This window comes from Microcoleus sp. MON1_C1, from assembly GCF_036701945.1.
Lineage (GTDB): Bacteria > Cyanobacteriota > Cyanobacteriia > Cyanobacteriales > Microcoleaceae > Microcoleus.
The window spans coordinates 16,627-29,510 of sequence record NZ_JAUBRO010000030.1 but is presented as its reverse complement, the minus strand read 5'-3'; the positions used below and the strand labels follow the sequence as shown (position 1 = coordinate 29,510).

Sequence of the window (12,884 nt, the reverse complement as noted above, 5' to 3'; positions counted from 1 at the left end):
AACTAGGTCAAAAGTAGTACCTGGGCGCTGTTAGAACTAGGCAAAAATTCCTCTTAGCCCCCCTTCTTGGGGGTGACAAGAGTTAGGTTATAATTTCCTCTGTTTGAGGAAGATTTAGGAGCAGCCAGAAGCTTACTATAAGCGAGAGCAAGCGCGATTTTTAGTAAGATAGCGGGTAATTTTAAATCAGGGTATTGTCCGTTTCTGGGAAGTATAAATGGGAAAATTTAGTAATGATTGACACGTTATTTGCAGGAGCTCTCAGTTCCGGCTATAATGACAAATTACGAATTACCCATTAGCTTTCAAAAATTAGCATCTAAAATCAACAGATGGAAACTATAAAAACTCTTTGCCCTTACTGCGGTGTAGGTTGCGGTCTAGAAGTTGTTCCCGACAAAAAACAAAGTTGGAAAGTGCGGGGCGATCGCAATCACCCATCGAGTCAGGGCATGGTTTGTATTAAGGGAGCAACCGTAGCAGAGTCCATTCGGAGCGATCGGCTACTGTATCCAATGATGCGAGATACTCTCGACCAACCGTTCCGCCGCGCTAGCTGGGACGAAGCTCTTGATGCAATTGTTAACCGCATCCAAACAATTCGCAGCACCAGCGGCCCCGATGCTTTGTGCGTTTACGGTTCGGGTCAATTCGCAACAGAAGATTATTATATTGCCCAGAAACTAATGAAAGGTTGTCTGGGTACTAATAATTTTGATGCTAATTCTCGCTTGTGTATGTCTTCAGCAGTCTCTGGATACGTTCAAAGCTTTGGCTCGGACGGGCCGCCTTGCTGTTACGACGATTTAGAATTAACAGATTGCGCTTTTATTATCGGCAGCAATACAGCGGAATGCCATCCGATCGTATTTAATCGATTAGCAAAATACCACAAAAAAAATCCCAATGTCAAGATGATTGTGGTAGATCCAAGGCGGACTCCGACTGCTGAAGCGGCGGATTTGCACTTAGCAATTAAACCAGGTACAGATATAGATTTGCTTAACGGAATTGCATATTTGCTGTTACGCAGGCAAGCAATAGATTCTGAGTTTATTGAAGAATGCACGGCGAATTTTTCAGCTTTTGCTGAGGTTATTAGCAGCTACACGCCGGAGTTTGTAGCCTCGCGCTGCGGCATTACTGTCAGCGAGTTAGAAACGGCGGCCAACTACTGGGAACAGTCGCAGCGGGTTTTGTCGCTGTGGTCGATGGGGATGAATCAGTCGTCGGAAGGCACGGCAAAGGTGCGATCGCTGATTAATTTGCACTTGATGACCGGTCAAATCGGCAAACCGGGAAGTGGCCCGTTTTCCCTCACCGGTCAGCCAAACGCGATGGGAGGGCGGGAAGCCGGAGGACTGTCTCATTTGCTCCCAGGCTACCGATTTGTGAAAAATACCGAACACAGAACCCAAGTCGAGGAGTTTTGGGGAATCGCACCGGGAAGCATTTCCCCGAATCCGGGCCGCACAGCTTGGGAGATGATTACCGGTTTGGAAAGTGGCGAAGTCGAGTTGCTGTGGATTGCAGCTACTAATCCGGTGGTGAGTATGCCGGATTTGGAACGCACTAAAGCCGCTTTGCTGCGATCGCCCTTTACTATTTATCAAGAAGCTTACTATCCCACTGAAACCTCGGCCTACGCTCACATCCTGCTGCCGGCAACGCAGTGGAGCGAAAAAACCGGAGTAATGACGAATTCCGAACGCCGCGTTACCTTTTGTCCGGGTTTCGACACTCCCTCCGGGGAAGCCCGCGACGACTGGAGCATTTTCGCCGAGGTGGGACGGCGGTTGGGTTTTGCCGAACACTTTGCTTTCGAGAACAGTGCGGAGGTTTTTACAGAGTACGCGCAGTTGACGCGCGGCCAGCCTTGCGACATGACCGGTCTGAGCCACGAATACATCCGCCAAGAAGGGCCGCAGCAGTGGCCTTGCCGGGAAAACGAGCCTGTGCATCCAGCGAACGAAGCGAAACGGCTGTATACTGACAGGCGTTTTCACACTCCTGATGCGCGGGCGAGATTTTCGGCCTATCACTCCCGGGGACTGGCAGAACCTCCCGATCCGAACTATCCGTTTGTGTTAACGACAGGAAGAGTTTACGGACACTGGCACACGATGACGCGGACGGGTAGAACAGAAAAAATTAATCAATTGCACCCGGACCCGTTTTTGGAAATTCACCCCCGCGATGCTGCCAAATTGCAGATTAAGGAGGGGGATTTGCTGGAAGTTCGATCGCGCCGCGGCAAGGCGCAGTTTCCGGCAAAACTCACAAAGGCGATCGCCCCGGGTACGCTATTTGTACCCATGCACTGGGGTTCTCTGTGGGCTGAAGGTGCTGAAGCCAATGCTATGACTCATGCTGCAAGCTGTCCAGATTCCAAACAGCCCGAGTTAAAAGCTTGTGCGGTGCAGTTGGTGCTGGTTGGGGCCGAAACTGCGGCGGAAGTTGGATCAGAAGTTGCTGCAGAAGTTGAGGAATTTAATTGGGCAAAATCCACTCTCGCCGTCACTTCTTGAGCTGCCGTCCAACTACGGGATGTTACAACTCACCGAAGAACGAGCGGGAAGCCCCGGGCGATCGACATGGGGATGAACCGGGTTGATGTTCGGCGAGACGTTCGACAAGCGCTTAGTCAATCGCTCTGAGCCGAACGATTTGAGATTTACTCCACAGATAGATGTGGGATTTTGAACAAGAGTCTAAAATTGGGATCTCTCCAAGACAGGAGTGGGAGGCTTGTATCCGTTTTTCGGGTAACAACCTCTTTCGATCGAGCAATTGTGAACCCGGACATACCCTACACATAAATCTTAAATCCCAAATCCCAGATCTAAAACCTAAAATCGTTATGCCATTACGCAGCCTAAGAACTGGGTTTCCCCGGCAGAGCCCGGGAACAAGAAAAATTAAATTTATTTATTCTGAGTTGTTCCTTCTTGATTGGGGGTTTTTGCTTCCGCAGAATGCCTTGTGGCGAATAGCTTCTGCTTTCTTTTTAATTAATCGAGTCAGACAATTGCCGTTTGCACCTCAAGGTGCTATGATGGTTTTACAAGGCTTTATTTTCGGCAGTACAGTTCGTTCGATCGGCGTTCCTCCGGATTTAAATCTCTACACACTCTGATTCTGGAGAATGTTCAATGTCAATCTATGTCGGCAATTTATCCTACGAAGTAACGCAGGAGCACCTCAACCAAACTTTTGGAGAGTACGGAACAGTAAAGCGCGTTCAGTTGCCTGCTGACCGGGAAACAGGTCGGATGCGGGGCTTCGCTTTTGTAGAAATGTCTACTGAAGCCGAAGAAGCCGCAGCCATTGAGGCTCTTGACGGTGCTGAGTGGATGGGTCGCGACCTCAAGGTCAATAAGGCAAAACCCCGCGAAGAACGTGGTTCTTCTAACAGCGGTAACTGGGGTAACAACGATCGCGGTGGCAATTCTCGTCGCTACTAAACCACCCGAGCTAAATTTTTAGCTATCTTGTATATTGCGTCGGAGCAAGCTGGGAATCAACGATCATTCTCTGTTGAGAATGGATAGTTAGTTCAGTGATTGCACCGCGCCTTAAAAGCCTCAAAATATTGCTAGACAATAGTTTGAGGCTTTTTTATGGCAAAAATTATTAATCAGGAGTTCGATCGCGTGCGATCGATTCCTAGGTGACACGAAAAATTATAAAATATAACAGGTAGATAAAGAACCCTTGTCCAGCACCAGGGTGGCACAGCGAAACCAGGCAATCCCAGAGTTAAACCCTTGCAAAGTGTACCGAACAATGACAGAATCATCAAGAAAGATGACTAAATCACCGGTATGCTGAAAAAAATATTTAGGCAAATTTCTAAGTTAGGGAATGAAGAAAATTTTCTGCATTTTACGGAAAGTGTAGAGGTAATAATATCGAAAATTTTATCACTGGCGATGATTTTGGTAATTATCGTCAGCGTTTGCGATTTGCTGGTGTTTTTAGCCAAAGAATTGGTAAACCACAGTGATAATTTGTTAAAAGACACGTTGTTTGTCATATTTGGGTTATTTTTAAATGTTTTAATTGCTCTGGAAATCTTGGAAAATATTACAGCTTATCTGAAAAAGCACGTAATTCAAGTAGAGCTAGTTATTGTAACTTCTTTGATAGCAGTATCTCGAAAAATCATCATTCTTGACCTGGAAAAGAAAACAGCAGCCGACTTGATTGGTTTGGCGATTGCAATTTTCGCGCTTTCTATCAGTTACTTGATAGTGCGGTACACAAATAAAGAAAAAGATTAATATGGGGAATTGAGAAGTGGGAATTTTAAATAACTAATATAGCAATCCTCGCATCATTCGTGAATTGCTTACTGCCTCCCCTTACCAAGGGGAGGGTTGGGGTGGGGTAAAAAATTTACGACTTATTTAGAATTGTTCTATCATATCCGGTCGATTGACCAGAAATGATATTATTCCAATAAACCAGGAGGAGGCACAATTTCAATTCGGCCTTGTTCTAAGTCAACAACTGGCACAATCTCTTCCACAAAAGGAATCAAAATTTTTGTGGATTTAGGCTCTTTAACGCGAATATTCCGTGGTTTGCGGGTATTTCTGGGGTCAGCGTTGGCTTTGGGAGTTTCCGGCTGTTTTGGCTTTTCTAATTCTGCGGCGACAGTTTCCGGCGGCGTTAGATTCGTTTCTACTTCTAAAAGGTCGTTACCTGCAGGAATAATATCACTTACCTTGCCTAAAATTTCCCCGGTTAACTGGTTAAAAACTTCCATACCGATCAAATCTTGGACGTAAAACTCATCAGATTCGAGGTAAGGTCGATCGGTCTTTTCAACAAACAACTTACAGCCCCGCAGCGCCTCAGCACTATCGCGGTCTTCCACACCCTCTAGCTCTACAGCATACAGCCCTTTGCCGGGAATGTAGCGACCGCCCAAAAACTCGATCGGTTCCGGTTCACTTTTGTTAGGGCGCAAAATCCACCGCTTCCCCGGTTCGATAAACCTTTCCGGGAAATCCGAATCGGGATAGACTCGCACTTCCCCGTCCAAACCTTGAGCTGCTACAATTTTACCGATTTCTATCCACTCAGACATAGATTATATCACTCAAATTGCTAGTAATTGATAATGGGAATTTGGTGTTGGGAATTGGGAATCCGCAATGGGGAATTGGGAAGAAAGCAACTGAAAAATGTTGAATTATTTTTATTCCCTCTTCCTTCTGCCTTCTTCCTTCTTTACACTAATCCAGTTCTCAGCGCTACAACTGCTGCTTGCACGCGGTCATCCACTGCCAACTTATTCATAATACCGCGAACGTGAGTTTTAATCGTATTTGGACTCAAGTAAAGCGCCGCTGCTATCTCGGGATTGCTGTTACCTTCCACCATTAATTTTAACACCTCCAATTCCCGCTGCGACAACTGACCAAAAGTAGTTGTAGAGGCAGGTATCGGGGGTTTGAGGTGCTCGATGACAGTGCGCGCAATTTGAGGGTCAAGGTATGTAGCTCCCTCTGCTGCGGCTGCAATTGCTGCTAACAGCCTGTCTACGGAAGCACCTTTAATACAATAAGCATCAGCACCACTAGAAAGGGCAGCAATAATTTCAGTTTCTGCCGTGTGAGAAGTTAACATTACTACTCTAACTTCTGGCAGTTGTGCTTTAATTTGCTGCGTCGCTGCTATGCCGTCGAGCCGCGGCAAACCGATATCCATCACAATAATATCAGGTTTGAGTTTCAGTGCGGCTGCTACGCCTAAATAGCCGTCTTCTGCTTGTCCTACTATTTCTATTTCTGGGGAATCGGCTAAAACTTGCTCTAATCCCAGTTGCATCATCGGGTCATCTTCAACAATTAAAATTCTCATAATAATACGAAGGAAGTTCGGCAACGGATTGTGTAACGGATGTCAGGAAGAAGGAAGAAGGAAGAAGGAAGAAGGAAGAAGGGAGAAAGAAGGAAGAAGATTACTTAGTTATTAATATTTTACATCAACTTACACCGAACCAATAACAACTAACAAATAACAACTATAGCAGTTCTCAATAAAGTGAGGTATGCCCTATGCCCTATGCCCTATGCCCTATGCCCTATATCAAGCGTGCACCTCATGTTACTGAGAAAGGCTATAAATACTGACTAACTTTTAAAACCTCCACGAATTCACCTGGTAAAATCCCGGTTTCCGCTGGTGGCAAAACTGCTAAACCACTTGTATTGGCGAGGTTAATTAAATTCGCTGAATTTTGGCTGCCGCTAGCAGGTTCAAATTCCCACACTCCCGCAACTAAATGTAGTTTACCCCAAACATAAGTTTCGCGCCGGCCAGGCGATCGCAATTCAGCATTACACCTAGCTTTGACAAACTCCGGCCCCCAAGCATCCGCGGCAAGCCCAGAAATTTTTCTCAAAGCAGGCACAACAAACCGCCAACAGCAGACTAAAGCCGAAACCGGATTTCCCGGCAAACCAAAATAGAGACAATCTGAACTAAAACTCGGAGAATCATCATTTTTTTCACCTCGTTTAAACTCAGCAACCGTTAAAGGTTTCCCCGGCTTAATCGCCACAGAACTAATGTGAACTTTTCCTCCCAAATCCGCCAAAATTTTCTCGACATAATCGTAGTCTCCTACCGAGACGCCCCCCGTAGAAAGCACCACATCCGCCGTCGCAACAGCCCGGGATATCGCCTTGTTTAAGGCATCTTCATTATCAGGAACAATTCCCAATCGAATCGGTTCAAATCCCATTTGTGCCAACAAAACGGTCAAAGCATACTGATTCGAGTCTACCAGTTTCCCCGGTGCCAAAGGTTCGTCAGGCGATACCAATTCGTCACCCGTAGAAAAAATTGCCACCCGCAGCCGCCGATAAACTGGAACTTGAATGCACTGGGCAGTTGCTAACACCGCCATTTCTGGGGCGTTGATAACTGTACCGGGAGTTAGCAAAGGTGTTCCTGCTTGATAAAAAGCGCCTTTGTGCCTGACAAATGCTTGCGGTTTTTCAGGAGAAACTAAGATAAAAATGCGATCGCCCTCACGCCTTGTTTCTTCCTGCATTACCACCGTATCAGCACCCGCTGGCATCACTCCACCCGTAAAAATTCGCGCCGCTTGCCCCGATTGGACGGTATTTTGAGGCTGATATCCGGCTGGAATCTCTTCAACTACTTCGAGTACCACTGGTTTTTCGGCGCTACAATTTTCAACATCAGCAAACCGCACCGCGTACCCATCCATTGCTGAATTATCCCAATAAGGAAAATCAAGGGAACCAGTTACGGGGGCAGCCAAAATGCGCCCCGATGCTGCCAGCAAGTCTACAGTTTCTACATCCCGCTGACTGTCGAGGGGTTGCGCCAAATTTAGAACGATCGATTCTGCTTCTTTCACTGACAGCATGACTGTCTCCTTGTTTTGATAACACTCCTGATTAAGTTTAGCAAAATCTCCAGAGATATTGGTGATATAATTTTTTTGTATTTTGGCAGTAAACCTAATTTTTGGTATTAATTGCTGATGACTATTTCTCGCTTGGTTGTCCGACTAAATTGTTTATCCTTCTTCCTAGTGGCGCTGCTGATACTTTTAACTCAACTTTCCGGCTTAAAAGTCAGCGATTTATTCTTTCACCCTTATTTTTCTCCCAATCCCAATGTCGCCTTGTTAACTCGGATATTCCAGATTTTATGTTCTGTACCAGTCATTGTTTGTACTTTCACCTATGGACTAGCTCAAAGTCTTCAACCGCGCAATTCCGAAAATCGATTTATTCTCTTCTCCGCTCTTTTAACAGGTGGATTTCTGCTGAATCACAGTTACAGAATTCATATATATATGATAGCCTTAGGCATTCCAAAGCTAGGAGTAAGCCTTTTGTACGCCGTTGTTTTGTGCTCCTACGGATGTTTTTTTCGGCGAGAACTACAGTTGACTCCCTACCCAATATTGTTAGCTGGTTTGGGCTTGTTGTTTTTTGCTATCGGCGTGGATTCCCTGCATTTAAAAAACAAAATATTTTCCAGCTTACTAGAGGGAGTACCTAAATTGTTTAGCGAAATCAACATTGCGTTTTATTATTGGTATGTCTGTAAGTGTTTCCTCCTAAAAGCTTTATATAAAAATTTTGAGAGTTAGTTATAAGTAGATGATATAATGATATCACCAGTGCCTCCCAAAAAATACAACTCAAATCCTTCTTCCCACCTCAATAATATTTACAGCATCGGCATCGCTCGGCATTTATCCGCATTCATATACATTATGTGGCTTAAAAATCCCAACGCATCCTGATAAAATACCATGATAGCAGTTACCATCAACTTCAACTCCATAGTTAAACTAACCGACGACCAATTTTATCAACTGTGTCGCGAAAACCCCGATGTCAAATTTGAACGCAACGCCAAAGGAGAAATAATCATCATGCCACCTACGGGAGGAGAAACCGGAAGTTATAACTCAGAAATTAATGCGGATTTTGTGATTTGGAACCGACAAACCCAACTGGGAATTTGTTTCGATTCTTCAACTTGCTTCAAACTGCCCAGCGGTGCAAATCGTTCTCCCGATGTCTCTTGGATAAAAAAGGAAAGATGGGACGCACTTACTCCCGAACAAAAACAAAAATTCCCTCCCATCGCCCCAGATTTTGTCTTGGAATTAATGTCGCCCACCGATAGTTTAAAAGATACCCAAGACAAAATGCAAGAATACATGAACAACCAAGTAAAACTAGGTTGGTTAATCAACCGCAAAACCCGCCGAGTCGAAATCTATCGCCCAGGACAAGAAGTAGAAATACTGGAATCTCCCGCCGAACTTTCAGGAGAAGATGTTTTGCCCGGTTTCGTGCTAAACTTGCAGCTAGTCTGGCAATAACTAAAAAGTCTGCATCCATCAGCGTCTATTGGCGTTCATCTGCGGTTAAAAAAATCTAATGGAAACTAAAGAAACAACTTCCCTAACAGCCGAACAGCACAAACAGAAAATGCAGCGCCGCCAAGAAGTACAGGCGCAGCGAATCGCTAACTCCTCAAAAGAAAAAGGTTTAATTATAGTCAATACTGGTAACGGGAAAGGCAAAACTACAGCCGCTTTGGGAATGGTTGTGCGATCGCTCGGTCACGGATACCGCGTCGCTATAGTACAATTTATCAAGGGAGCTTGGGAACCCGCAGAAAAAGCCGTTTTTCAACTCTGGGAAAAACAGCTAGAATTCCACGCAATGGGGGAAGGCTTTACCTGGGACACGCAAAACCGCGAGCGAGATATCGAAACAGCTCAAAAAGCCTGGGAAAAATCCCTAACTTTCATCTGCAATCCCGAATTTAAATTAGTTCTTTTAGATGAAGTCAATATAGCATTAAAACTAGGTTATTTGCAAGTCGAGCAAGTGCTTTCCGGGTTAGAACAAAAACCAGAAGAAACCCACATTATTTTAACAGGCAGAGGCGCCCCGCCAGCGCTAATCGAACGGGCAGACTTAGTGACAGAAATGACTTTAGTTAAGCATCCATTCCGAGAACAAGGGATTAAAGCTCAACCAGGCATTGAGTATTAATATTGTTTGTAGTCAAGACTTTGGCGCCTCTCTAAAATTTAAAAAAGAGCTATGCTGGCAATATCAGAGTAAAAGTTGACCCCTTGCCAAACTCGCTACTCACAGTAATTTCTCCCCCCAGCATCTGAGAGTATTTCTGCGCTATTGCCAAGCCCAAACCCGTACCTCCGTACTTGCGGGTAGTCGAAGCATCAGCTTGCGTAAAAGGTTGAAATAACTTTTGTAGCTGTTCAGGAGTAATCCCAATCCCCGTATCAGTACACTTAATAATTAACTGTTCGGAATTCCCACTATTCTCGTCATTTTTTATTCTTTCTACGCTGAGTGTAACTGTTCCTTTATGAGTAAACTTAGCTGCATTACTGAGCAAATTAAACAAAATTTGAGTAAACTTAGTTTGATCGGAATACAATTCGCCAATATTATTAGGACACTCCACATTCAGGCGATTAGTGTTTCGCAAAAATAGCGGTTCCACAGTTCTGGCTACATCTAGAACTGCCTCCGACACGTCAAAAGTTTCTAATTCAAGTTCCGCGTGACCGGCTTCAATCTTCGACAAGTCCAGAATATCATTAATTAAAGAAAGTAAAAGCTGGCCTGAATGGTGAATTCTCTCCAAATCCGATACAAAATTTTCTTCGCCCAAATCTAAAGCCTCTTCTTGCAGAATCTCGCTGTAACCGATAATCGCATTCAGAGGAGTTCGCAGTTCGTGGCTCATGTTAGCCAAAAACTGACTTTTAGCCAAACTAGCTGCTTCTGCGGCTTCCTTTGCCTTGTAGAGTTCTGCCTCGGCTTGCAAGCGGTCGGTCACGTCGTGAGCAAGCACTAATTCAGCATTTCTGCTATCAAATACCAGAGCATAAGAAGTAATTTCAACATCAATAATTGTTCCGTCTTTTTTCTGGTGCTGCCATACACCTGCAAACTCAATACCGGCATCTACTTGGGAGATATTTTCTAGCAATCTCGGCAGCTCTTGGGGGGGACGAATGTCCGCAACGGTCATGTTGAGAAATTCGTCGCGAGTGTAGCCGTAGTGTTGGACAGCAGCCTGATTGACGGCTATAAATTCTAGAGTTTCTAAATCGTAAACCCACATCGGATGGGGGTTATTTTTAAACAAAAGTCTGTAGCGTTCTTCCGAGGCTCGCAGTTCGGCTTCGGCTTGTTTGCGCTCGGTAATGTCCCGGACAACCGTGCAAATAATCTCGCGGCCGCCGTAGGAAATCACGCTCCCGCTCACTTCCACGTCCACGCAGGAACCGTCTCGGCGGCGGTAGAGAACTTCGCCAATTCTGAATTGTTTGTTCGTCAGCAGCAACTCGATATTGTTGTCAATTATGTCTTTAGAGTAAGCGATGATATCGTAAATAGTTAGTTGCGAAATCGCATCCAGACTGTAATCGAGCAAGTCTCTAAACGCTGTATTGGCTTCCAAAAGGCGTTTGGTTTGAGCGTCCCATAGGAAAATACAATCTGTAGCTTGCTCGACTACCGCTCGATAGCGGGCTTTTTCCTCAAGTTGTTCGCTTTCGGCTTGGGCGATCGCACTCAACATTCCGTTGATAGTATGGGCAAGGTCTGACAACTCATCTTCACCCGTAACCGGCAGTCGCACCGAGAGGTCTTGGCTGCTGCTGACGTGGTTCACTGCTTTCGCCAAACCGCTCAACCGAGACAGCACCAGACGCTCTAGCAGTAGCAGAGTGCACCCGACCAACCCAACTCCCGCTAACGCTACAGATCCCAGCAGGTACAGCAAACTAATGTGACCTTGCCGATATATTTCTCTGGGGATATCCACCCGCAATAGCAGCGCAGGTTGGTTGTAAATATCGCGGATCAGGGCGTAACCCGCGATCGACTCTTCGCTTAAAGGACGCACCAAAATCGGCTTTTTTTCCGACAGTTTCTCCCGCGCTTTCTGAAAGTCAGCAGGCAACCCAGGCTCATTAACGCTGTGTACGATTAGCGGCAAGCGAGTAATTTTAGAAAGCTTCGCAATGCCCGCAGCATCTAAATTGCGCCCGAATATCAGCGTACCTCGGATCGGGCCGGTGCTTTTAGTCCTGACAATTGGCCGGGAAGTAATCAGTATTGGCCCTGACGGTAGCAGCAGGATACCAGCGAGGCTGCTTTTGGCGTTGCGGTGCTGCAACAGCGGGTCGCTGAGAGAAATGCGCCGTTTTAATGCTTCTGGAACAGGCGTTAATTTCAGCTTTTCGCTGTCTAAACCCCTACCGTAAACTATTTCGCCAGAAGTATTGACAAATACGGCTATATTAACTCTTATATTAGCCAGCCCTTCTGGAATTAAATTGGAGGCAATGAATTTTGAGTTGCGGTTTTGGATAAAATCGTAGGTGTCGTTCCAGGCCGACCAGTCGGCAAAGCGCGAGTTGAAGTCGTCTGCGGTTTGCCCGAACACGCTGAGCACTCCCTTGACAACCTGTGTGGCTTCTTGTTCCTCTGCTTTGATCAGGCTGCCCAAGAGGATGCTTGAGGAGGCGACATACAGAATGCCAGTCAATGCAGCGATGGTAATGCCAACGATCGATAGTGTTTTCCGACGCAGTTTCATCTTGCCATGTGTGTGGTGTCCGTCCGAAATTCTCAACTCAGGAGCAATTTTACCGCTGTTTCCTGAACCCTGACTGGTGGCGCAGCGCGTGTTTCCTACTTTTCCCACACCTGCTGTTTGTGAGATTCTTTGCAAATACCCAAGATGCGCCGATCGTTGTCGCTGATGCTGGAAATTGGGTAATACTGTTGCAGATTTACGGAGTAGGGAGAGCGACTGCCGTCGTAACTGTCAACTACTGTTAAATTTAACTGAGTTCGCTCGCTTGTGCCGTAAAAACAGTAAAAAGCAGACCGAGGCAGGTAAAAAGCTCCGACTACCTTACTCTGCCGCATTTCCAATACCAAATATTCTTGTTTAATTTCATCTGGCTTGCTCGACTGGCCGTAGAGGTAAATGCCATCTGCTAAACCTGTGCTAGCTGTATCTGGCGCAGGATTTGGGGGAGATTGCGAGCTTAAAACGCCGGATTTGATGTCCGAGTCCTGTACCAGGCGTGCGGGGAATGCGATGCTGAAGTTACCGGGCGAGAGAGCAAGCACGATCGCAATCGCTTCTAAACTTCCTGTCAATATCAAATAAGTCAAAACCACTCCAGACCCCAAAATTTAAAATACCTGGTTCCAAGCGCCTCTTGTACCAGTTTCACAAAGATCGTAGAGAAACCGGGTATTTGGCTTAATGTTGGCTATTAACTTGAAGGAACAATCGCCCGCCCGGTTCCT

General features: G+C 45.8%; 11 protein-coding genes. 6 read left to right on the top strand and 5 right to left on the bottom strand.

The genetic code is table 11. From position 1 onward, the window contains the following. Window positions 1-332: 332 nt before the first annotated feature. The 4 genes from QUA62_RS17940 to QUA62_RS17925 all read left to right on the top strand — a co-directional run bounded on the left by QUA62_RS17940 (window position 333) and on the right by QUA62_RS17925 (window position 4,283). Window positions 333-2,528 carry a nitrate reductase gene (locus QUA62_RS17940; protein WP_333405731.1) on the top strand — a complete coding sequence of 732 codons (2,196 nt, stop codon included), beginning with the start codon at window positions 333-335 and terminating at the stop codon, window positions 2,526-2,528. 161 nt (window positions 2,529-2,689) lie between these two features. Then, window positions 2,690-3,136, top strand: a complete 447-nt coding sequence (locus QUA62_RS17935) for a hypothetical protein (RefSeq protein WP_333405730.1) — start codon at window positions 2,690-2,692, stop codon at window positions 3,134-3,136. Window positions 3,137-3,152: 16 nt separating this feature from the next. After that, window positions 3,153-3,464 carry an RNA recognition motif domain-containing protein gene (locus tag QUA62_RS17930; protein WP_332948676.1) on the top strand — a complete coding sequence of 104 codons (312 nt, stop codon included), beginning with the start codon at window positions 3,153-3,155 and terminating at the stop codon, window positions 3,462-3,464. Window positions 3,465-3,824: 360 nt separating this feature from the next. Continuing rightward, window positions 3,825-4,283, top strand: a complete 459-nt coding sequence (locus tag QUA62_RS17925) for a phosphate-starvation-inducible PsiE family protein (RefSeq protein WP_333286404.1) — start codon at window positions 3,825-3,827, stop codon at window positions 4,281-4,283. Window positions 4,284-4,453: 170 nt separating this feature from the next. Here QUA62_RS17925 and rimM read toward each other — a convergent pair whose 3' ends face one another. The 3 genes from rimM to QUA62_RS17910 form a co-directional block, all read right to left on the bottom strand. After that, on the bottom strand, window positions 4,454-5,095 hold the full coding sequence (rimM, locus tag QUA62_RS17920; protein ID WP_333405729.1) for a ribosome maturation factor RimM: 642 nt from the start codon (window positions 5,093-5,095) through the stop codon (window positions 4,454-4,456). A gap of 143 nt (window positions 5,096-5,238) precedes the next feature. Continuing rightward, window positions 5,239-5,871, bottom strand: a complete 633-nt coding sequence (locus QUA62_RS17915) for a response regulator (RefSeq protein ID WP_006632834.1) — start codon at window positions 5,869-5,871, stop codon at window positions 5,239-5,241. A 259-nt stretch (window positions 5,872-6,130) separates the two neighbouring features. Beyond that, complete coding sequence (locus tag QUA62_RS17910; RefSeq protein ID WP_333405728.1) at window positions 6,131-7,411, bottom strand: molybdopterin-binding protein; 1,281 nt, start codon at window positions 7,409-7,411, stop codon at window positions 6,131-6,133. Between the two features lie 900 nt (window positions 7,412-8,311). Here QUA62_RS17910 and QUA62_RS17905 point away from each other — a divergent pair. Both QUA62_RS17905 and cobO read left to right on the top strand, forming a co-directional pair. Next, a complete protein-coding gene (locus QUA62_RS17905) occupies window positions 8,312-8,890 on the top strand; it encodes a Uma2 family endonuclease (protein ID WP_333405727.1) in 579 nt (192 codons plus the stop codon). 58 nt (window positions 8,891-8,948) lie between these two features. Beyond that, window positions 8,949-9,572, top strand: a complete 624-nt coding sequence (gene cobO, locus QUA62_RS17900; protein ID WP_333405726.1) for a cob(I)yrinic acid a,c-diamide adenosyltransferase — start codon at window positions 8,949-8,951, stop codon at window positions 9,570-9,572. Window positions 9,573-9,621: 49 nt separating this feature from the next. Here the strand turns inward: cobO and QUA62_RS17895 are convergent, their stop codons facing one another. Both QUA62_RS17895 and QUA62_RS17890 read right to left on the bottom strand, forming a co-directional pair. Then, the gene (locus QUA62_RS17895) at window positions 9,622-12,267 is read right to left on the bottom strand and encodes a CHASE4 domain-containing protein (RefSeq protein WP_333405725.1); all 2,646 of its coding nucleotides are present in this window, start codon (window positions 12,265-12,267) and stop codon (window positions 9,622-9,624) included. After that, window positions 12,255-12,752, bottom strand: coding sequence for a hypothetical protein (locus QUA62_RS17890; protein WP_333405724.1), 498 nt, complete (start codon window positions 12,750-12,752; stop codon window positions 12,255-12,257). Before QUA62_RS17890 ends, QUA62_RS17895 begins: the two co-directional genes overlap by 13 nt. Window positions 12,753-12,884: the final 132 nt, after the last annotated feature.

Excerpts from the sequence above, each read along its gene's own strand:
- QUA62_RS17940 (WP_333405731.1), top strand. The coding sequence starts at position 333 with ATGGAAACTATAAAAACTCTTTGCCCTTACTGCGGTGTAGGTTGCGGT.
- QUA62_RS17935 (WP_333405730.1), top strand. The coding sequence starts at position 2,690 with ATGTGGGATTTTGAACAAGAGTCTAAAATTGGGATCTCTCCAAGACAG.
- QUA62_RS17930 (WP_332948676.1), top strand. The coding sequence starts at position 3,153 with ATGTCAATCTATGTCGGCAATTTATCCTACGAAGTAACGCAGGAGCAC.
- QUA62_RS17925 (WP_333286404.1), top strand. The coding sequence starts at position 3,825 with ATGCTGAAAAAAATATTTAGGCAAATTTCTAAGTTAGGGAATGAAGAA.
- rimM (WP_333405729.1), bottom strand. The coding sequence starts at position 5,095 with ATGTCTGAGTGGATAGAAATCGGTAAAATTGTAGCAGCTCAAGGTTTG.
- QUA62_RS17915 (WP_006632834.1), bottom strand. The coding sequence starts at position 5,871 with ATGAGAATTTTAATTGTTGAAGATGACCCGATGATGCAACTGGGATTA.
- QUA62_RS17910 (WP_333405728.1), bottom strand. The coding sequence starts at position 7,411 with ATGCTGTCAGTGAAAGAAGCAGAATCGATCGTTCTAAATTTGGCGCAA.
- QUA62_RS17905 (WP_333405727.1), top strand. The coding sequence starts at position 8,312 with ATGATAGCAGTTACCATCAACTTCAACTCCATAGTTAAACTAACCGAC.
- cobO (WP_333405726.1), top strand. The coding sequence starts at position 8,949 with ATGGAAACTAAAGAAACAACTTCCCTAACAGCCGAACAGCACAAACAG.